The sequence below is a fragment of the Lentzea terrae genome (assembly GCF_003265345.1).
Taxonomy (GTDB): Bacteria; Actinomycetota; Actinomycetes; order Mycobacteriales; family Pseudonocardiaceae; genus Lentzea; species Lentzea terrae.
In genome coordinates this window covers 439,664-459,878 of record NZ_QFWW01000001.1, presented here as the reverse complement: position 1 = coordinate 459,878, position 20,215 = coordinate 439,664, and the positions used below count along the sequence as shown (strand labels likewise).

Genomic DNA, 20,215 nt, shown 5'->3' with positions numbered 1-20,215 from the left:
GTTTCCGGTCGAGTTCCGGTATTGACAAATGAATTTGTCAAATGGGACCGTGCTGGGCGTGGAGCTGTCGCCGTTGCGCCGTTCGTTGCTGGAGCTGCTGAAGTCGCCCGCCTCGGCGACCCAGCTCGCGGCTGCCCTCGACCTGCCGCGGCAACGGGTCAACTACCACGTGCGAGCGCTGGAACAGGCCGGACTCGTCGAGCTGGTCGAGGAACGCCAGCGCCGCGGCTGCGTCGAACGCGTGCTGCGCGCCCGCCCCGGCCGTGCGGTGGACGCGGGCGTCCAGGACCAGTTCGCCGCAACACATCTGGTGTCGGTGGCCGCTGGCGTGGCACGCGAGGTCGACCGGATGTCCGCGGCCGCGGCCGACGCCGGAAAGCGCTTGCTCACCTTCACCGTGGAGACGACGGTCCGCTTCGGCGCGCCCGGCGACGTCCACGAGTTCACCAGCGACCTGGCCGAAGCGGTGCGGCAGATCGCGTTGAAGTACGACACCGACTCAGGCCGCCCGTACCGGGTGGTCGCGATGGGCCACCCAGGAGTCTCCTCATGATCTTCCACGAGAGCGACGCCGACGGCGTCCGGATCGAGATCACCGTCGCCGCACCCGTCGACGAGGTGTGGCAGTCCTTCCGGGACAAGGAGAAGGTCTTCCACTGGCACGGCTGGGACGCGCCGGAGCTGGAGGCGGAGATCGACCTGATCTTCTTCCAGCACGCCGAGGTGGGCGAGCGCACCCTGACCGTCCAGGGGCACGACACCTTCACCCTCACACCCGTGCCCGAGGGCACGCGCATCGTGCTCACCCGCGCCCCCAAGGGCACCTCGCCCGAGTGGGACGACTACTACGACGACATCACCGAGGGCTGGATCACCTTCCTGCACCAGCTGAAGTTCGCGCACGAGTACCAGCCCGGTGTCACGCGGCGCACGCTGTTCTGGCCGCGCGAGGTGTCGCTGGACGTCTCCGGCAAGCCGTTCTTCGAGTCCGCCAACCAGCGCGGGGTCGTGGTGGAGGAGTGGGGTCCAGGGCTGTTGATCACCTCGTCGAAGGTGTCCGTCGCGACCACCTACGGGTTTTCCGACGACGAGCTGGAGGCGTTGCGCCGTCAGCTCGACGCTGCCGATCCGAAGTAGCGGGTCAGGAAGTCGTTGCGGAACACGCCCTTCGGGTCGTGCTCGTTGACCAGGGCCCGGAAGGCCTCCCACTGCGGGTAGCGGGCGGCCAGCAGCATCGGCGGCACCGTGAAGAGCTTGCCCCAGTGCGGGCGCGGCGCGATGGCCTCCTCCAGGCGGGGGAGGAGCGCGAGCACCTTGGCGGTGTCCGGCACCCAGGTGAAGTGGATGGCGAGGCTGTCGCGGTCGACCGCCGGGCTGAGCCACTGCGGTTCGGCGTTCACCGTGCGGATCTCGCAGGCCTGCACCAACGGCGAGATGACCGTGGACATCTCGGCCAGCGCGCGCAGGGCCGTGACGGCGCGGGTGCGGGGGACGAAGTACTCGGTCTGCAGCTCCTGGCCGACGGACGGGGTGAACTCGGCCTTGAAGTGCGGCAGCCGCTCGTGCCACGGTCCCGCGACGCCGCCCTGTTCGGTGCACCGTTCGGCGGGCTGGCCCTGGATCGGGTGCCGCGCGCCGTCGGCGGGGTGGCCGGGGAACGTGTACGGCTCGTCGCCCACGCGGTGCTTCACCCACAGCGTGGCGCCGCCCTGCCAGTCGATGAACGCGCTCACGCTGTAGGCGCCGTCGAAGATCTGCTCGAACTGGGTGAGCAGGGTCGTCCAGGCGACGTCCTCGTAGACGGTCTGGGCAATCTCGAACGATGGCACGACGTCGAGCGTCACGGCCGTCACCACGCCCAGGCCGCCCATCGACACGACCGCGCCCGCGGACGTCAGCTCGACCGTGGACCCGTCCGCGCGCATGACCTCGACGGACCGCACCGCCCCCGCCAGCGACCGCGCGCCCGAGCCGTGGGTGGCCGTGGCGATCGCGCCGGCGATGGTGATGTGCGGCAACGACGGCAGCGTGTGCAGCGCCAGGCCCGCGGCTTCGAGCTTGGGGGCGAGCTCGGCGAGGGTCGCGCCGGCGTTCACCCGGACGGTGCGGTTGTGGACGTCGAAGACCGTGGGCATCGCCGCGAGCGAGAGCAGGGTGCCGGTGGTGTCGGCGATGGGGCTGAACGAGTGCCCTGATCCGACGACGTGCACCGCGGAGGAGCCGCGGAGGATCGCGCGCAGGTCGTCGGCCGTGGTCGGCGTGACGGCCTGGGCCGCGGTGAACGTGATGTTGCCGGCCCAGTTGGTCTTCATATGCACACGGTAAGCGCCCTGGCCACTTCAGTTGTGCACCCTGTCGCTTCAGTGCGGACCGAAATGGGGTTGCTCGCGGTGGCAGGGTGGATCTACATGGGGAACGAGGACGAAGTACGAACGCTCCGGCAGATGGCCGGACTGGTCACACCGATGGCTCTCAGAGTCGCCGTGACACTTGGCCTGCCGGACCGCCTGAGAGCTGCGGGCCCGGTGCCCGCCGACTCCGCGCCCGCCAGTTCCGCCGCCTCCAGCGAGGCCGCCACCGTTGCCCACCTCGCCGCCGAACTCGACGTCGACCCGACCGCACTCGAGCTCCTGCTCGGCCACCTCACCACCCTCGGCGTCGTCGAACGCGCCGGCCCCGGCTACCGCACCACCGACTTCGGCGCGCACCTCTGCGCGGACGCCGGCAACGGCCTGCACAACCTCCTCCACCACGACACCGCCGCCGGACGGGCCGACCTGGCCTTCGTCGACCTCGCCCACAGCGTGCGAACCGGCGAGCCCGCCTACCCCCTGCGCTACGGCCAGGACTTCTGGGCGGATCTCGCCGACCAACCACACCTGCGCGAGGCGTTCGACCGCCAGATGACCTGGCGCATCAAAGACCGGATCCCGCAGTACGTCGAGGCCGTCGACTGGTCGAGGTTCAACAAGATCGTCGACGTCGGCGGCGGCCCTGGCGACCTGCTCGCGGCCGTTCTCGCCGCGAATCCGGACATCTGTGCCCACCTCGTCGACCTGGAGGTCGGCCCGGCACAGCAGAACTTCGCCGAACTGGGTGACCGCGCGGAAGCGACACAAGGCAGCTTCTTCGCCCCGCTGCCCGCGGACGGGGACGCCTACCTGCTGTTCAACATCCTGCACGACTGGGACGACGAGCAGTGCCACCGCATCCTGGCCCGCTGCGTCGAGGCCATGTCGGCCACCGCGCGCCTCATCGTCGTGGAATCCATCCGAGGTATGGGCGCCAGCACCGAGATGGACCTCGTCATGCTCGTGCACTTCGGCGGGCAGGAGCGGAGCGTGCAGGAGTTCGAGAAGCTGGCCGAGCCACACGGTTTGCGGCTGACAGGGGTAACGGAAGTGGCGGACGACCGCTGCGTGCTCGAATTCCGGAAACATCCGATCTAAAGTCACATCTGCCGCCGCACGGACGAAGGGACTCCCATGCGTCTAGCAGCGGTCGTAGCGGCCCTGTTGATCGTGTCCAGCGCCACCCCGGCGCAGGCAGCACCCGAAGTCGCCATCAGAGTGGACCCCGCGAGCAAGAGCCAGGTCGGCAGGGACTTCGCCGGGTTCAGCTACGAGAAGGACCGGGTCGGGGCGCGGATGTTCAACGCCCGCAACACCGACCTGGTCCGGTTGTTCCGGCTGCTCGGGCCGAGCCTGCTGCGGATCGGCGGCAACCTGGTGGACATGACCACCTGGAACCCGCAGGGCACCGGCGGCAAGGCCACCGAGGTCGCGCCCGCGGACATTCGTGAGTTGGCGCTGTTCGCCAGGGTCACGGGCTGGAAGGTCGTCTACGGCATCAACCTCAAGACCAACACGCCCGAAGCGGCCGCGGAGGAAGCACAGCAAGCCGCCAGGATCCTCGGCAACGACCTCGTCGCGTTCGAGATCGGCAACGAGCCCAACGTGTACGTGAAGACGTGGCCGGAGTACGAGGCGCTGTTCACGAAGTTCGCCGACGCGATCAAAACCAAGGTCCCCCGAGCGAAGTTCGACGGACCCGGCCAGGCGAACAGCAGCTCGTGGGCAGAGGACTTCGCCCGCACGCAGAAGGACAGGGGCGCGAACATCCTGTCCACGCACGTGTACATCGCGAAGAACACCGAGGCCGACATCGCGAAGATGCTGGCGTCCAACTCCTCCGGCAGGCTGCCGAACATCTCGGCCGCGATGGAGCAGGCGTGGCAGAACCACGGGATCCCGCAGTGGCGCGTCACCGAGGCGAACAACTACTTCCACGGCGGCAAGGACGGCGTCAGCAACGTTCAGGCGGCGGCGCTGTGGTCGCTCGACTACATGTCCGGCGTCGCGGCGCGGCAGGGTTCCGGCATCAACTTCCACGGCGGCACGTCGACCCAGTTCCCGCTGCACTACTCGCCGATCCGCTACGACGGACTCAACCCCGTTGGCGTGCAGGCGGTTTACTACGGTGAGCTGTTGTGGAAGCTGGCTGGTCCGGGCGCCTACCACGCCGCGACGGTGTCCGGTGCCGACGAGGTGACGGCGTGGGGGATCGGCAACAACGCGTTCGTCAACAACAAGAGCGCGACCGCGGTCACCGCGAAGATCACGCTGCCGGCCGAAGCGCGCAACGCCAGCGTCTACGTGCTGACTGCGCCGAAGCTGGACTCGAAGGAGATCACCATCGCGGGGTCGGAGGTGGCGCAGAACGGGAAGTTCACGCCGAAACCCAAGCGCACCAGGGTGAGCGGCACGACGACCGCAGTCGACGTGCCGGCCCACAGCGCGGTCCTGGTGGTCACTCGCTGAGCGCGGCGATCCGTTCCTGGGCCTCGGCGAGGTCGTCGGCGGTGGGAGCGTCGTCCTGGGTCAGGGAACGCCGCCAGTAGCCGGTGAACTCGATGTCCTTTTTGGACACGCCCAGCCCGACGAAGTGCCTCCGCAGTGCGCGCACCGCGGAGGCCTCGCCGCCCAGCCACACCCACACCGACGACGGCACCTCGACCGCCGACACGATCGACACCAGGTCCTCCCCGGCGCTGCGGTGCACCCACCGCACGCCGGGGACGTCCTGCTGCTCCAAGGGATCCGCGACCTCGACGAACGCCAGGAACCGTTGTGAGGAAGGCAGCAGCTCCAGCAGCGAGGCGATCGCGGGCAACGCCGTCTCGTCGCCCGCGAAGATCAGCAGATCCGCCACCCCGAGCGGCCGCGCGTAGTCACGAGACGGCCCGAACCGCCCGATGACATCGCCGGGACGCGCCCCTGCAGCCCACCGGGAGGCGGGGCCGTTGTCGCCGTGCAGCACGAAGTCCACCGTCAGCACGCCGTCGACCAGCGAACGCACGGTGAACTGGCGCATCCAGGGCCGTTCCGCTTCCGGCACGGCGAGGTAGGCCTGGTACCAGACGCTGACGTCCTCCGACGAAGACACGAACGCGGACCTGCCGGGCTGGGGGAACAACAGCTTCAGTTGCTGGTCCGGCCACGTGCCGAGCTCCGACAACCCGTCGCCGGTGAACGTCATCCGCACCATGCGCGGGGTCAGGGGCGTCACCGAGGTGACCGTCAGCAGGCTCACGACAGGTACTCCTTCAGGTGCTGGGCGGTGAGGGTGTCCGAGCCGGAGACGAGCTCGCCGGGCGTTCCGGTGAACACGACCTGGCCGCCGTCGTGCCCGGCACCCGGCCCCAGGTCGATGATCCAGTCGGCGTGCGCCATCACGGCCAGGTGGTGCTCGATCACGATCACCGTGTTGCCCGCGTCGATCAGCTGGTCGAGCAGCCCGAGCAGCTGGTCGACGTCCGCGAGGTGCAGCCCGGACGTCGGCTCGTCCAGCACGTAGGTCGAGGCCTTCTCGGCCATGTGGATGGCGAGCTTGAGCCGTTGCCGCTCGCCGCCGGACAGCGTGGTGAGCGGCTGGCCGAGCGACAGGTACGACAGGCCCACGTCGTTCAGCCGGCTCAGCACCGCGTGCGCCTGGCCGGACGGGAAGAACGACAGCGCCTCGGCCACGGACATGCCGAGCACCTCGCTGATGTTCTTGCCCCGCAACGTGTAGCGCAGCACCTCCGGCGTGAACCGCTTGCCCTCGCACTTCTCGCACACGGTCGCGACGCCGGCCATCATCGCGAGGTCGGTGTAGACGAGGCCGATGCCCTTGCAGTTCTCGCACGCGCCCTCGGAGTTCGCGCTGAACAACGCGGCCTTCACGCCGTTGGCCTTGGCGAACGCGGTCCGGACCGAGTCGAGCAGCCCGGTGTAGGTCGCGGGGTTGGACCGCCGTGATCCGCGGATCGCCGACTGGTCGACCGTCACGACGCCGGAGCGCCCGCGCAACGACCCGTGGATCAGCGACGACTTGCCGGAGCCCGCCACGCCGGTGACGACGGTCAGCACGCCGAGCGGGAGGTCGACCGAGACGTCCTTGAGATTGTTGGTCCGTGCCCCGTCGATGGAGAGGAAACCCTTGGGGGAGCGGAACTGCGGCCGCAGCTTGGCGCGGTGGTCGAGGTGCCGCCCGGTCAGCGTGCCCGACGTGCGCAGGCCGGCGACGTCACCGGAGTAGCAGACGTGGCCGCCGTGCACGCCCGCGCCGGGACCGAGGTCGACGACGTGGTCGGCGATCTCGATGGTCTCCGGCTTGTGCTCGACGACGAGGACGGTGTTGCCCTTGTCCCGCAACCGGAGCAGCAGGTTGTTCATCCGCTGGATGTCGTGCGGGTGCAGGCCGACGGTCGGTTCGTCGAACACGTAGGTGATGTCGGTCAGCGAGGATCCCAGGTGCCGCACCATCTTCACGCGCTGCGACTCGCCGCCGGACAGCGTCGCGGACTCGCGGTCGAGCGACAGGTAGCCGAGGCCGATCTCCACCAGCGAGTCCAGCGTGTTGCGCAGCGTCGCCAGCAGCGGTGCGACGGACGGGTCGTCGATGTCGTGCACGAACTGCGCGAGGTCGCTGATCTGCATCGCGCAGCAGTCGGCGATGTTCACGCCGCGGATCTTCGAGTTGAGCGCGGCCTTGTTGAGCCGTGCGCCGTTGCAGTCGGAGCAGGTCGCGAACGTGACGGCGCGGTCGACGAACGCCCGGACGTGCGGCTGCATCGACTCGCGGTCCTTGCTCAGGACCGTCCGCTGCAGCTTGGCGATCAGGCCGTCGTAGGTGACGTTCGTGCCACCGATGTTCAGCTTCGTCGTCGGTTTGTAGAGGAAGTCGTGCAGTTCCTGCTCGGTGAACTCCGCGATCGGCTTGTCGGCGGGGTAGAGGCCGGAGTTCGCGAGCACCTGCCAGTACCAGGTGCCGACGCCGTAGTTCGGGGCGTCGATCGCGCCGTCGTTGAGCGACTTCGACCGGTCGACGATCGCGTCCACGTCGATCGTGGTGACCTTGCCCAGGCCCTCGCAGGCCGGGCACATGCCGTCGGGCAGGTTGAAGCTGAACGCGCCGGACGTCCCCACGTACGGCTGGCCCAGGCGGCTGAACACGATCCGCAGCATGGTGTGCGCGTCGGTGGCCGTGCCGACGGTGGAGCGGGAGTTGGCCCCCATCCGCTCCTGGTCGACGATGATCGCCGCGCTCAGGTTGTGCAGCGCGTCGACGTCCGGGCGCCCGATCGGCGGCATGAACGACTGCAGGAACGCGGTGTAGGTCTCGTTGATCATGCGCTGCGACTCGGCCGCGATCGTGCCGAAGACCAGCGACGACTTGCCGGAACCGGACACGCCGGTGAAGACGGTCAGGCGGCGCTTGGGGACGTCGAGCGACACGTCCGCGAGGTTGTTCTCCCTGGCCCCGCGCACCTGGATCACGTCATGGCTGTCCGCGACAGCATTCACAGCTGCTTCCCCCGTTGATTCTTTATGGCGTAAAGTATTGGACCAACGAGGTTACTTTACGACATAAGGAGTCGCAACCGTGGTCGTCTACGCAGGTCAGGGCGACCCGCGCCGCTCCATCGAGCTGCTCTGGCGCGGATCAACGGTCGAGAACCGCCCCGGCCCGAAACCCGGCCTGAGCGTGGACGCGATCGTCGACGCGGGCATCGCCGTCGCCGACGAGCAGGGCATGGCCTTCTCGATGCGCGCGGTGGGGGAGCGCCTCGGCCGCACCGCCATGGCGCTCTACACGTACGTGCCGGGCAAGAACGAGCTGGTCGACCTCATGTACGACCGCACGATGGCCGAGCTGCCGACGTCGTACCCGCTGGACGACGGCTGGCGCCCCGCCGTGACGCAGTGGGCGCACGACATGTGGGAGTTCTACGGCCGCCACCCGTGGGTGCTGCAGGTGTCGCAGGCACGCCCGGTGCTCGGCCCGCACGAGTTCGCGGTCACCGAGGAGCTGGCCAGGATCCTGGTCTCCACCGGCCTGCCCGGTCGTCGGCTGCGCGGCATCGTCGGCGCGATCAACTACTTCGTGCGCGGCGCCGCCCAGACCATCGTCGAGGCCCGTGCCGCGGGTGGCGCGACCGGCGAGGCGGACGAGGAGTGGTGGTACGCGCGGTCCGCCGTGCTGCTGGAGATCCAGCCGGACCTCGAGAAGAAGTTCCCGATGCTGCACCTGCTCGAGACGGATCGAGAGCCGATCGATCCAACGCTGCCGTATCTGGAGAACGACGCGCTGGAGAACTTCCGCGGCGGTCTGAAGGTGCTCCTGGACGGTGTCGAGGGCGCTGTGGCAAAACCGTGACGAAGTCCGGACGTTCAGGGCACATGGAATCGATGAGATCGTGCCCATGGGGATCGGCAGACTCTTGGCGGCCGTCGCGTGCGCGATGGTGCTGACCGCGCCCAGCACAGCGGCCGCCACCTCGATGCGACATCACCACCACTCCGCCGTCATGACGATGGAGTACGCGGTCGGCGACCTGAAAGCGGTGGTCCACGCGCCGCGCACGCTCGTCGGCGTGCTGCCGCTGGTGTTCCACTTCCGCGGGTTCGACGAGATCGCGCAGTCGTTGGCGCAGCGGGGATCTGTCGTGGTGCTGGTGAGCGACCGGACGGCGCTGGACCGGCACGTGGAGCTGTGGCGTTCGCTGAGCCGGGGTGAAGGGCCGTTGGTGGAGCGGTTCCGCGGGTTCGCCGACCACGTCGTTGTGGCAGAACCGTGACAAGGTCCTCACGAGACGCCCACAACTGATCGATGAGATCACCGCATGACAATCGGAAAAGTCGCGGTGGCTGTCGCGTGCGCGATGGCGCTCGTCGCGCCGACCACCTCTGCTGCCCAGGAAGAACGCGGTTCCGGCGTCCGGAAGGTCGAGTACTCGCTCGGTGATCGGGCGTTCCAGGTGCCCGGCTTTCACACCGAACCGGGCGGTCCCGTCGCGGACCTCGAGCTCACCGCGGTGGTGCACGCCCCGCGCACGCTCGTCGGCAAACGGCCGTTGGTGCTGCTCGCGCACGGCTACTGGAAGCCGTGCCGCAACGACCAATGGGCGTGGCCGTGTCCGCAAGGAGACGCGTTCCCGAGCTACCGCGGGTACGACTACCTGGGAGAAGAGCTGGCACGGCAGGGTTTCGTGGCGGTGTCGGTGAGTGTGAACGGCGTCAACGCCGGTGAGCTGGGCCAGCCGGCGGACGTCGCCAGGGCGGCGTTGATGAGCAAGCACCTGGAACTGTGGCGTGATCTCAACGAGGGCAAGGGCCCGCTCGCGCAGCGGTTGCGGGAGTTCCGCGGACACGTCGACCTGACCAACGTCGGCACGCTCGGCCACTCGCGCGGTGGTCGTGGTGCTGTGTACCAGGCGTCGGACAAGCACGCGCCGGAACTGCCTTCCGGTGTGCGGATCAAGGCCGTGCTCCCGCTGGCTCCGGCCGGCTACTACGCGCCGGACCCGGAGGCCCCGGAGAACCTCGACTACCGCATCACGAAGATCCCGTTCGCGGTCATGACCGGAGATTGCGACTCCACGGCAGGTCAGGCCGCCGGGTACGTCACCAATGCCAAGGGGCGCAACCTGGTTCCCATCCACCACGTCACACCGAAGCGGGCGAACCACAACTTCTTCAACACCGAGTGGTCCTATGACCACGACAACCAATGCGCTGACGGTCCCACGTTGACCCAGGAGGCACAGCGCCGGGTCGCCACCACCTACATCCCGGCGTTTTTCCGCCAGTACCTGCAGAACCAGCGCAATCCGATCGTCAGCCGGGGCTATCCCGGTGTGGACGTCGTGACGCATCAACCGATCGGCTAAGCCTGAACGCGACTTTCAGTGGTCGCATCCCCCTTCCACCACTGCCAAGGTGGATGGTGGAAGGGGGAATTTCCATGCTCAAAACAACTGCGCTGCTCACGGCCGCGCTGGTAGTCCTGACCGCCGCACCCGCCACGGCACATGCCAACGGTGACTGGGCCGGATGGCAGAAGGATCTCAACGGGTCGCGGCACAACGCCGCGGAATGGCGCCTCAACCAGCACAACGTCGGCAAACTCAAACTGAAGTGGGCCTTCGCCTACCAGAAGGGCGAGGTCAACCACGTCCGCAGCCAGCCGGCCGTCGTGGGGGACACGATCTACTTCGGCGGCCCGGACGGCAAGTTCTACGCCCGCAACGCGCGCACCGGCGCGCCGAAGTGGGAGTTCACGCTGCCACCGGCCAGCCGGTTCGCCTTCAACTCCGACGGACCGACTGTCAGCAACGGCAAGGTGTTCTTCGGCGACAGCGCCGGCCGGCTGTTCGCGCTCGACCAGCGCACGGGGCAGCAGCGCTGGCAGACGCAGATGGACGACACCATCGCGTCGATGGCCACCAGCTCGCCGATCGTCCACAACGGACTGGTGTACGTCGGCACGTCCAGCAGCGAGAACGTGCTGCCGCGCGACCACCCGTGCTGCACGTTCCGCGGCCACATCGACGCCTACGACATCGACACCGGCGCGTTGGTGTGGCGCCACTACACGGTGCCGGAGCCGGTCGAGGTCGGTACGTGGCCCAACGGCGCCAAGCGGTTCGAACCGTCCGGCGTCGGCGTGTGGAGCTCGCCGGTGATCGACCGCCGCACCGGCACGCTCTACGTCGGCACCGGCCAGAACTACACCGGCAAGGGCGGCGAGTTCGACTCGTTGCTCGCGCTCAACGCCCGCACAGGCGCGGTGAAGTGGACGAACCAGGTCACCGACGCCGACACGTGGCGCGGCGCGTGCAACGAGCCCGATCCCGAGGGCTACTGTCCCGGCCTGAAGGACAACACCAACCTCGACTACGACATCGGCGCGACGCCGAACCTGTTCGAGGTCAACGGCCGTCAGCTCGTCGGCGTCGGCCAGAAGTCCGGTGTCTACCACGTGTTCGACGCGAGGACCGGCCAGGTCGTGTGGCGGCGGCTGCTGGGTTCGCCGTGGCCGAGTGGTGGCGCCGGGGGCATCCAGTGGGGAGCGAGCTACGACGGCAAGAAGCTCTACATCGCGACCTGGTTGGCTGATCCCGGCAAGCTGTTCGCGGTGGATCCCGCTACCGGCACCGTGCTGTGGGAGACACCGGCACCCGCTGACGGCTGTTCCACCGGCGGTGCGGCCGGTGAGCCCGCGTGCGCGCCGGGGCACGGCGTACCGGTGTCCAGCACGCCCGGTGTGGTGTGGCTGGGTGCGCAGGACGGCAAGCTCCGGGCGTACAGCGCGAAGACCGGCAAGATCCTGTGGGCCCACGACACCGTCCAGGACACGCAGGGTGTCAACGGGGTGATCGGGCGCGGTGGCGTCCTGGCCGGTCCCGGCTCGGGTGCGGTGATCTCGGACGGCATGGTCTACGTCCACTCGGGCCACTGGTTTGGCTACGAGAGCCCGCATGGACGCGTGCTACTGGCCTTCGGCCTTTAGCTTGGCGCGCACGGAGTCGGCCGGAAGGCCGGCTCCCGCGCGCAGCTCGAGCGATTTCTGCCAGGCACGACGGGCAGCAGAGGCGTCACCCGCGGCCGCGTGGGAGTCGCCGAGCTGCTCGTAGGCGGCGGCCTCCAGCGGGAGGTCGCCGCCGATCCGGAAGAACGTGGAGGACTGGGTGAACGCGTGCGCCGCGCGTTCGTAGTCGCCCATCCCGAAGTAGCCGGTGCCGAGGTTGTCCCACGTCTCGGCCTGGCCGATCACGTGGTCCATGGCCTGCCACATCTTCATGACGCGCTCGGCGTACTCGACGGCCGTGGCGTACTCGCCGATCCGGCCGTAGCCCCAGGCGAGTCCGGTCAGCGCGTTGGCCTGGCCGTACTCGTCACCGCACTCCTCGAACAACGCGAGCCCGCGCCGGGTGTACTCGAGCGCCTCGTGGATCTGGTCGTCCGGGCACAGCATCGCGATGTTCAGCAGCACGCCCGCCTGGCCGGCCGGGTTGCCCTCGTACACCTCGAACGCGCGCTCGAACGCGGTCCTGGACTCGGTCAGCCGGTCGAACCTGCCGAGCCCGCGGCCGAGGTTGATCAGCGTGCGGCCCAGGGCGTCGGGGTCGTCGAGCTGTTCGACCGCGGCGACCGCGAGCTGTTGTGACGTCAGCAGGTCCTGGTAGTGCGCCTGCCGGTCCAGAACGTCGGCGAGCGACCAGCCCATCAGCCAGGTCTGCGCCGGCGTGCCGTGGGGCATCGCCGCCATCAACGTCGGGTGCTCCGCCATCAGCCACGCGAACGCCTCTTCGTGCGTGTTGATCGGCGTGATCACCACGCCGGGAGCCGGTTGCGGGGTGGCCGGGCGGTGGCGGCTCGGGGTGAACACGACGCCCGCCTCGACGCTCGTCAACGCGAGGTGGTCGAGCAGCCGGTGCAACGCTTCCGCGCGCTCGTCGGACTGTGTCGGATCAGACTGGGCGAGCTCGGCCGCGTAGTCGCGCAGCAGGTCGTGGCACGTGAACCGGCCGGGCTCGGACTCGTCCAGCAGGTTCGCCCTCGCCAGCTCCGCGAGCAGCGCCTCGGTCGCGGACAGCTCCAGCCCGGCCAGGGACGCGGCGCCCGCGAGGCTGATGTCCGAGCCCGGCATGAGGCCGAGCAGCCGGAACAACCGCAGTGCCGGAGGGCTGAGCGCCTTGCAGGAGTGGGAGAACACCGAGCGCAGGTCCGCCGTGACGTCATCGTCGTCGGCGAACGCGTCGAGGTCGGCCAGCTCGTCTGCCAGTGCTGCCAACGGGAACTCCGGTTGCGTCGCCGCCCGTGCCCCGGCCACCGCGAGGGCCAGCGGGAGCCGGGCGCAGCGGCGGACCACGGTGTCGACCGCTTCCGGTTCGGCCTGCGCGCGGTCGTGGCCGATGCGAGCGGCCAGCAGCTCGCGGGCGTCGTCGGGCGGCAGCAGGCCCAACGGCAGCGCTCGGGCTCGGTGCGTCGGCTTGAGCGCGGTGCGGCTGGTGACCACCACGTGGGTGTTGGGCGTGCGCGGCAGCAACGGCTCGATCTGGTCGGCGTCGGTGGCGTTGTCCAGCAGCATCAGCACTTTCTTGCCGGCGAGCGTGTCCCGCAGCAACGCCGACTGCCCGGCCAGGTCGTGCGGCACCTTCGCGCGCGGCACGTCGAGCGCCGACAGGAACCGCAGCAGCGCGTCGCCAGGGCTCAAGGCCGCGCCGGAAGGCCCGAACCCGTGCAGGTTCACGTAGAGCTGGCCGTCCGGGAACCGTTCCGCGGCCTGATGCGCCCAGTGGACGGCGAGCGAGGTCTTGCCGACGCCACCGGTGCCGGTGATCACGACGACGCCGTTCGGTGCCTGGTCCAGTTCCGCCAGCTCCAGGGCCCTGCCGGTGAACGGCTTGGGCGGGGCGGGCAGCTGGCGTGGCGCCGTCGCGGCCTGCAGGCGCCGGTGCAGGGTGGTGAGCTGCCGGGCCGGTTCGGCGCCGAGCTCACCGGCCAGCCGGGTCTTGAGCTGCTCGAAGTGCTGCAACGCCTCGGACGTGCGGCCGCTGCCGTGCAACGCCTCGATCAGCTGGGCGGCGACCCGTTCGTCCAGCGGGCGTTCGGCGGCGAGCACCTGCAGCTCCGGCACCAGCTTCAGGTGCTCGCCAGAACCCAGCCGCGCGTCCACGTGGTCGAGCCGCGCCGCCAGCAGCTCGGCGGCGAAGTCCTGGCGCTGCCGGCGGGCCCACGGAGTGTCCAGTGTGGACAGCAGCTCCTCGTCCGCGAGCGCCAGCGCCTCCGCGGTCCTGCTGGTGCGCACCAGGTGCCGGAACAGGTGCAGGTCGATCTCCAGCGGATCGACGCGGATCACGTACCCGCCGGCCTCGCGCTCGATCAGACCGGGCAACGTCTGCCGCAGCCTGGTCAGCCACGTCTGCATCATCGCGCGGGCACGGGTCGGCGGCGCGTCCCCGAGCACGCGCTCGACCAGCTCGTCGGCGCCGACCACCCGGCCGGCGTCGACGAGCAGGACACCCAGCAGCGCGCCCAGCCGCGTCGGACCGAACTCGGTCGCGCGGCCGTGCACCCAGGCCGAGACCCCGCCGAACACCGTGAACCGCACGGTGATCACGTTACCTCTGCGAAAGAAAAGTCTCGCGCAGGTCGCGGACCACCAGCTCTGGCACCTCCATGGCGGCGAAGTGCCCGCCGCGTTCCATCTCGGTCCACCGCACGATGTTGTGGTTGCGCTCGGCCATCCGCCTGATCGGCACACCCGCGTCGTGCGGGAACACCGCCACCGCCGTCGGCGTCGGCGACTCCGGCTCCAGCTCGCCCCATGCCTCGAACCCCTCCTGGTAGTAGCGCGCCGCCGAACCGGCGGTCCGGGTGAACCAGAAGATCGACGTGTTGGTCAGCAGCACGTCGCGGGGTACCCCGACCTCCGGGTCGCTCCACGTGTGGAAGGCCCATTCGATCCACTCCAGCTGCGCCACCGGCGAGTCGGTGAGCGCGTATGCGACCGACTGCGGCCGCGTGCCCTGCATGGACACGTACCCGAACTGTTCGAACTCGTACCTGAACGCCTTCTCCACCGACTTCCGCTCCGCCTCGACGGACATGTCCGCTGTCTCCTGAGTGACACCGGCGGAGAAGATCTGGTTGACGTGGATCGCTTCGACCTCGTCCCGCATCCCGAGCAGACGGGTGAGCATGGCACCGTAGTCGTACCCGTGCGCGAGGTACTTCTCATAGCCGAGCTGCTTCATCAGCTGGGAGAACATGCCCGCCACGCGGGGGATCGTCCAGCCGAGCTCCTTGGTGGGGCCGGAGAACCCGAAACCGGGCACCGACGGGATCACCAGGTGGAAGTCGCGGCTCAGCGGCTCGATCATCGCCTCGAACGCGAAGCACGTCGACGGCCAGCCGTGCGTGAGCAGCAACGGTTTCGCGTGGGGGCTGGGGCTCTGGACGTGGATGAAGTGCAGCGGCGCCCCGTCGATCTCGGCGACGAACTGCGGGATCTTGTTGAGCCGCCGCTCCTGCTCGCGCCAGTCGAAGTCCCGCCAGTGCCGGGCGAGCTCCTGGAGGTGGTCCAACGGCGTGCCCTGGGCCCAGGACGCGCCTTGCGGGGAGTCCGGCCAGCGGGTCTGGTCGAGGCGGCGGTGCAGGTCGTCGATGTCGGACTGGGGGATGTTGATCTCGAACGGCTTCATGGCAGTGACGCTATTTGGCCTGTAGGACAGATATGGTCCTACAGTGCCTTCCGCTCGTTTGTTGAAGTTGCTCGGTCTGCTGCAGTCGCGCCGTGAGTGGTCCGGCGCCGAGCTGGCCGACCGGTTGGGCGTGACCACCCGCACGGTGCGCCGCGACGTCGACAAGCTGCGCGAGCTCGACTATCCGGTGCACGCCTCGATGGGCACGTCCGGTGGCGGCTACCGGCTGGGTCCGGGCGCGCAGCTGCCACCGTTGCTGCTGGACGACGACGAGGCCGTGGCCGTGGCGGTCGGGCTGCGGACCGCGAGCGGCATCTCGGACATCGGCGAGACGGCGGTGCGGGCGTTGCTGAAGGTCGAGCAGGTGCTGCCGTCCGCTTTGCAACACCGAGTGGCGGCTTTGGAGATCGCCACCGTGCCGCACACCGGGTCCGCGCCGGTGGTGGACGCTTCGTTGCTGACGACGGTCGGCACGGCTTGCCGCGATCGGCAGCGGCTCCGGTTCGCGTACGTCGGGCACTCGGGGGACGAGTCGCTGCGCGAGGTCGAGCCGCACCGGTTGGTGACGTGGGGCCGGCGCTGGTATTTGGTCGCCTGGGACGTGCTCCGGGACGACTGGCGGACTTTTCGGCTCGATCGGATGAGCGTGCGCCTCCCGTTCGGTGCCCGGTTCACGCCCCGTGAGATTCCCGGCGGCGACGCGGGGGCGTTCGTGGCCGCACGGGTGGCCGATCGGTGGCCGGTGCAGGGCGTGGTGCGACTGAGCGTGCCTGCTTCGGAGGCCGTGGAGTGGCGCAGCTACGGCGAGGTTTTCGCTGTGGACGAAACCTCGTGCAATGTGCGTGTTGGCGGCGAGACGATGGACGACGTGGTGTTCATGCTCGCGAGCATCACGGTCGAGTTCGAGGTCGTCTCTCCGCCTGAACTGTCTGCTGCACTGGTCCGCGCTGCGGAGCGGTTTCGCCGGGCGGCGAAACTCTAGAGCTTTTCTCAGGCTCCTGACAGCAGACTCTTGGCCACGCCAGGCTTAGTGGAGGTCAGGGAGGTCGCCATGCTGATCGATCGCACCATGCCACTGGGCACAGCGCTGACCGTCACGTACGCCACTGACCGCGGCCCGCGCACCCACAACGCCGACGCCCATGCCTTTGCTCGCCGCACCTTCGTCGTCGCGGACGGGGTCGGCGACTCGGCCGCCGCGGGGGAAGCCGCCTGGGCCGCCGCGCGCGCCGCCGCCCTGCTGACCGACCCGGTCGCCGCGATCCTGGCCGCGCGTGATGCGCTGCAGGTGCACAGCGGGGACGCCGTGATCGTGGTCGCCGTGGCACGTCCGGACGGAGGCTTCGACGTGGCGTGGGCGGGTGACGCCCGTGCGTACGCGTCTGATGGCGAAGACCTCGTGCAGCTCACGACCGATCAGACCGTGGCCGAGTACTTCCGCGAGCACGGGGTGGTGCCGGCGCCGCGGCTGGAGCACGTCGTGACGAACACGGTCCGGCACGCGACGCCGGAGAACATCGGGCGGGCGGCCACTCGGGCTGCGCGGCTCGTGCTGGCTTCCGACGGGGTGTACGGGCCGTTGGGGCACGAGGGGATCGAGGCGATCACGGCCGGCCGCGTGTCGGCGGAAAGGCTTGTGCGGGCGGCGTTGTACGCGGGTGGCACGGACAACGCGACCGCGCTGGTCGTCAGCTAGTGGCGTGTCCCGCAACGTTGGCGAGGTAATTCACGCTCAGCAGGACGCCTCGCGGCACCGCCCCCACTCCCACAGCCGACCAGGATGAGGAAGCGGGGGCGGCACCACGATGCGCCCGTCTGACCGCAAATTCGCCCGGGCAACATTGCGAGCCACGCCACTAACCGGCCTTCTTCTTGCCCCGCTTGGACTTGCTCGCCTCCACGCTGCGCTGCAACGCCTCCATGAGGTCCACGACCCCGGTGGCCTCCGGCGGCTCGGCCTCGACGACGACCTCGCGGCCCTTCCGCTTGTCCTTGATGAGCTTCTGGACCCGCTCGGTGTACGTGTCGCGGTAGTCCTTGGGATGCCAGTCGTCGGCCATCGACTCGACGAGCGACATCGCCATGTCGAGTTCCTTGCCGCGCGGCGCACGACCCTCCGGTGTCACGTCCAGCACGTCCTTCGGGTTTCTGATCTCGTCCGCGAAGAACAGCGTGTGCACGGCAAGGATCCCGTTGTCCTCCTTCAGCGCGGTCAGGTACTGCTTGCCGCGCATGACGAACATCGCGATCCCGGCCCGGTTCGTCTTCTTCATCGCCTGCGCCAGCAGCAGGTACGGGCGGGAGAACTCGGGCTTGGCCGGGCCGAGCCAGTACGTCTTCTGGAAGTACACCGGGTCGATCTCGTCGAGGTCCACGAACGCCTCGATGTCGAGCGTGCGGGAGCGGCCGGGCGCGATGTCGTCCAGTTCCTCCGGCTCGACGATGACGTACTCGCCGCTGTCGACCTCGTGCCCCTTCACGATCTTGTCGTAGGGCACCTCACGTCCGGTGCGCTCGTTGACGCGCTTGTACCGGATGCGGTCGGACGTCCCGCGCTGGAACTGGTTGAAGTGCACCGTGTGGTCCTCGGTGGCGCTGTACAGCTCCACCGGGATGGAAACCAGCCCGAAACTGACCGACCCGCTCCAGATCGCCCGTGCCATGCGGGTCAGGTACCCGCTTTCACCTGCACCGAATCCCGCGCTTCGTGCAGCCGTCCGTCCACCACGACGCGCGGCAGGTGCGGCCCGCTCGTGGTGTACGTGTGGGTGACTTGGCGGCCACCGGCGGTCGACGTCCCGTCACCGAAGTACCAGCGGAACTCACGGCCCGCGGGTGCCGTCAACGTGACCGTGTTGCCCGCACGCGACACGCCGACCGTGCCCTGAACGGAATCGAGCTCGAACCACTGGCGCAGCCGCTGGTCTCGCAGGAAGTTCTCGGCGTACTGCCGCGAGCCGGTCGTGTCCGGGTGTGCGATCGCCGCCGTCAGGCACTGCACGGCTGTGGCGCTGTATCGGGGGCAGGCCTCCTGGCGCAACGAGAACTGCTCGTCCTCGTGTGGCAGCTGCCAGACCTTCCGGTCCGCCGCGAACGCCGCGTTGTCCAGCGTGAACAGGCCATCGCCCGTGATCGCGTACGGGCCGTCGGACGACGCGGCGTTGGCCTCCGCGACCGCGACCCGGTAGGCCTCCGCCGACTCCCGCGTGAACTGCTCGAACCGCTGCGGTGCCCGGCCGATGTTCCGCAGGCACAGCTGTTCGTTGGTGGCCGAGAACCCGCGGTCCGTGCAGAACCAGCGCGGCACGAAGCTCGCCCGGCTGAGCGCGTAGTAGAAGTCGACGACCAGCACCTTCGGCCGGCCCGGCAGGGAATGCGCTTTCTCGATCGCCTCCCGCATGCCCCGGCCGCCATAGCCGACCTTGGCGCCGCTGAAGTACGGGACGTCGCGAGCCGGGTTCGTCGGCGCCGCACCGACACCGCCGCACTCGCGCCGCACCGCCGTGGGCACGTCCTCGGTGCCGGGCGTGATGCCCAGCGGGATGCCGAGCAACGGGTCCATGTCGTTGATGCAGCCGTTGATGATGACCAGGTCGGTCTCTTGCTCAGCCGCTTTCTCCAGCTGGCAGAACACGTCCGGCTGTTGCGTGGTGACCTCGCCCAGCTCCATCTCGCCGTCGCCGTCGGGATCCTGGAGGGAAGAGGCGGGACACGGCAGGTCCGGCGCGTCGAGCACCGCACCGGAGATCGAGTAGTCGCGGTGCGCGAACCCGCGTCCGGTGGCATCGCCGAGCAACTTCGCAGTCAGGCGCGGGAACTTCTGGTGCTGGTCGACGCCCTGATTCCACACCACTGAGTCACCGACCGACACGACCCGGACGGGGTTGCAGCCGTCGGAAACCTCGTCGCGCCACACTTTTCCGTACGCACGGCCGGGTTCGCGCGCGTCGACCAGGAACTCGCCGGTGCCGGGCAGTGTGAGGTCCTGGCCAGTGCCGGTGATCACCGCGCCGTGCTGTCGAATGCGCCATTCGACGTTCTTGTCGGCAGGGTTGAAAACCGTCACCTTGCCCGTTGACGGTTGACCGCAGACCGCCGTCACGTCGACGTCGAGGATGAGCGGGTGGTCAGGAGAAACCGCTGCTACGGCAGGGGATGAGCTGGAGATCACGACTGCGGCAACTGCCACGGGTAACGCCCTCATGGGCCGCCAGTTTACGGCACTCAGGCGTCTCGTTAGTCGGTCGTGCAACCCCAAATGTGTGAGGTGCGTTTCCTGCCGATGATCGACGAACCACTGGGAGGAAGTGCATGAGAGTCGTACTGGGGAGCCTGCTCGCCGCGCTTGCGCTCATCGCGGGATCCGGTGTGGCACAGGCGGATGCGCCGAAGCCGCCGTACCCGCTGGTGACGACGTGGGCGGATGCGGAGGTGCGCACCTGCGAGGCGTTGTCGTGCCCGGTGCACCACGTCATCCCCGCGGGCGAGAGCACCATCGGCATCTGCTGGACCCGCGGTCAGACCGTCTACGACCACGGCATCTACAACAACATCTGGATCATGGTCAGCCTGATGGACGGCGGCCGGTACCTGGCCAGCGCCATCTACTTCAAGGGCAACGAGCGCGCGAACCTGCCGTACGAGAACGACTGCGGTCCACTCTAGGGGCCGGCGCGGGTGTGG

17 protein-coding genes and 1 pseudogene are annotated in these 20,215 nt (G+C 69.0%); 11 read left to right on the top strand and 7 right to left on the bottom strand.

What is annotated here, in order from left to right; all coding sequences use genetic code 11:
- Positions 1-49 precede the first annotated feature (49 nt).
- Positions 50-553: an ArsR/SmtB family transcription factor gene (locus tag DI276_RS02010; protein ID WP_198680406.1), complete on the top strand. Its 504-nt coding sequence runs from the start codon at positions 50-52 to the stop codon at positions 551-553.
- Positions 550-1,137, top strand: a complete 588-nt coding sequence (locus tag DI276_RS02005) for an SRPBCC family protein (protein ID WP_112261504.1) — start codon at positions 550-552, stop codon at positions 1,135-1,137. The genes DI276_RS02010 and DI276_RS02005 overlap by 4 nt, the downstream gene beginning before the upstream one ends.
- Here the strand turns inward: DI276_RS02005 and DI276_RS02000 are convergent.
- The gene (locus tag DI276_RS02000) at positions 1,110-2,312 is read right to left on the bottom strand and encodes an FAD-binding protein (protein ID WP_112261503.1); all 1,203 of its coding nucleotides are present in this window, start codon (positions 2,310-2,312) and stop codon (positions 1,110-1,112) included. The two genes, DI276_RS02005 and DI276_RS02000, sit on opposite strands and share 28 nt — an antisense overlap.
- A 96-nt stretch (positions 2,313-2,408) precedes the next feature.
- Here DI276_RS02000 and DI276_RS01995 point away from each other — a divergent pair, with 96 nt between their 5' ends.
- Positions 2,409-3,449 (top strand): methyltransferase, encoded by a 1,041-nt coding sequence (locus DI276_RS01995; RefSeq protein WP_112261738.1) that lies wholly within the window; start codon positions 2,409-2,411, stop codon positions 3,447-3,449.
- 36 nt (positions 3,450-3,485) lie between these two features.
- Complete coding sequence (locus DI276_RS01990) at positions 3,486-4,820, top strand: hypothetical protein (protein WP_157984464.1); 1,335 nt, start codon at positions 3,486-3,488, stop codon at positions 4,818-4,820.
- Here the strand turns inward: DI276_RS01990 and DI276_RS01985 are convergent.
- On the bottom strand, positions 4,810-5,592 hold the full coding sequence (locus DI276_RS01985) for a siderophore-interacting protein (protein WP_198680405.1): 783 nt from the start codon (positions 5,590-5,592) through the stop codon (positions 4,810-4,812). The genes DI276_RS01990 and DI276_RS01985 overlap by 11 nt on opposite strands.
- Complete coding sequence (locus DI276_RS01980) at positions 5,589-7,847, bottom strand: ATP-binding cassette domain-containing protein (RefSeq protein ID WP_112261501.1); 2,259 nt, start codon at positions 7,845-7,847, stop codon at positions 5,589-5,591. Before DI276_RS01980 ends, DI276_RS01985 begins: the two co-directional genes overlap by 4 nt.
- Positions 7,848-7,926: 79 nt before the next feature.
- Between DI276_RS01980 and DI276_RS01975 the strand changes: the two genes are divergently transcribed.
- From DI276_RS01975 to DI276_RS01960, 4 genes are all read left to right on the top strand, one after another.
- The gene (locus tag DI276_RS01975; RefSeq protein WP_112261500.1) at positions 7,927-8,700 is read left to right on the top strand and encodes a TetR/AcrR family transcriptional regulator; all 774 of its coding nucleotides are present in this window, start codon (positions 7,927-7,929) and stop codon (positions 8,698-8,700) included.
- 46 nt (positions 8,701-8,746) lie between these two features.
- A complete protein-coding gene (locus DI276_RS01970) occupies positions 8,747-9,121 on the top strand; it encodes a hypothetical protein (RefSeq protein WP_112261499.1) in 375 nt (124 codons plus the stop codon).
- 45 nt (positions 9,122-9,166) lie between these two features.
- Positions 9,167-10,213 (top strand): alpha/beta hydrolase family protein, encoded by a 1,047-nt coding sequence (locus DI276_RS01965; protein ID WP_112261498.1) that lies wholly within the window; start codon positions 9,167-9,169, stop codon positions 10,211-10,213.
- Between the two features lie 74 nt (positions 10,214-10,287).
- Positions 10,288-11,835, top strand: coding sequence for an outer membrane protein assembly factor BamB family protein (locus DI276_RS01960; protein WP_232836387.1), 1,548 nt, complete (start codon positions 10,288-10,290; stop codon positions 11,833-11,835).
- Here DI276_RS01960 and DI276_RS01955 read toward each other — a convergent pair.
- Together DI276_RS01955 and DI276_RS01950 are read right to left on the bottom strand one after the other, a co-directional pair.
- Positions 11,815-14,439, bottom strand: a complete 2,625-nt coding sequence (locus DI276_RS01955) for an AfsR/SARP family transcriptional regulator (RefSeq protein ID WP_157984463.1) — start codon at positions 14,437-14,439, stop codon at positions 11,815-11,817. The genes DI276_RS01960 and DI276_RS01955 overlap by 21 nt on opposite strands.
- Before the next feature lie 10 nt (positions 14,440-14,449).
- Complete coding sequence (locus DI276_RS01950) at positions 14,450-15,532, bottom strand: epoxide hydrolase family protein (protein ID WP_112261495.1); 1,083 nt, start codon at positions 15,530-15,532, stop codon at positions 14,450-14,452.
- 43 nt (positions 15,533-15,575) lie between these two features.
- Here DI276_RS01950 and DI276_RS01945 point away from each other — a divergent pair, with 43 nt between their 5' ends.
- On the top strand, positions 15,576-16,514 hold the full coding sequence (locus DI276_RS01945) for a helix-turn-helix transcriptional regulator (RefSeq protein ID WP_112261494.1): 939 nt from the start codon (positions 15,576-15,578) through the stop codon (positions 16,512-16,514).
- Positions 16,515-16,583: 69 nt separating this feature from the next.
- On the top strand, positions 16,584-17,228 hold the full coding sequence (locus tag DI276_RS01940) for a PP2C family protein-serine/threonine phosphatase (RefSeq protein WP_232836386.1): 645 nt from the start codon (positions 16,584-16,586) through the stop codon (positions 17,226-17,228).
- A gap of 175 nt (positions 17,229-17,403) precedes the next feature.
- On the opposite strand, the pseudogene ku reads toward DI276_RS01940, so the two are convergent.
- A pseudogene (ku, locus tag DI276_RS01935) lies at positions 17,404-18,195 on the bottom strand (non-homologous end joining protein Ku); the annotation flags it as partial.
- A 5-nt stretch (positions 18,196-18,200) separates the two neighbouring features.
- Complete coding sequence (locus DI276_RS01930) at positions 18,201-19,736, bottom strand: PKD domain-containing protein (protein WP_112261492.1); 1,536 nt, start codon at positions 19,734-19,736, stop codon at positions 18,201-18,203.
- A 107-nt stretch (positions 19,737-19,843) separates the two neighbouring features.
- On the opposite strand from DI276_RS01930, the gene DI276_RS01925 reads away from it, so the two are divergent.
- On the top strand, positions 19,844-20,197 hold the full coding sequence (locus DI276_RS01925; RefSeq protein WP_112261491.1) for a hypothetical protein: 354 nt from the start codon (positions 19,844-19,846) through the stop codon (positions 20,195-20,197).
- Positions 20,198-20,215: the final 18 nt, after the last annotated feature.